We start from the raw sequence: 241 nt of genomic DNA on the forward strand, positions 1-241 counted from the left end.
CAGGTTCTCCACGTGTTACTCAGCCGTTCGCCACTCGCTTCCCTCCGGAGAGGGGTGCCGTTCGACTTGCATGTGTTAGGCGCGCCGCCAGCGTTCATCCTGAGCCAGGATCGAACTCTCCGTCCAAAAATGCATGGGCTTCGAGCCCGTCCGGTCCTCACAACTATTAGCTGATCGGTTCCGTTCGATTCATATGGTTCTGTTTGATAGGAAAAGGAATTTCTCGGGGCCGCCTCTCGGC

General features: G+C 56.8%; 1 rRNA gene. It reads right to left on the reverse strand.

From position 1 onward, the window contains the following. Positions 1-126, reverse strand: a 16S ribosomal RNA gene (locus DXD49_RS04380); the annotation flags it as partial. Positions 127-241: the final 115 nt, after the last annotated feature.

Origin of the sequence: Collinsella sp. TM05-38 (assembly GCF_003466445.1) — a bacterium.
GTDB lineage: Bacteria > Actinomycetota > Coriobacteriia > Coriobacteriales > Coriobacteriaceae > Collinsella.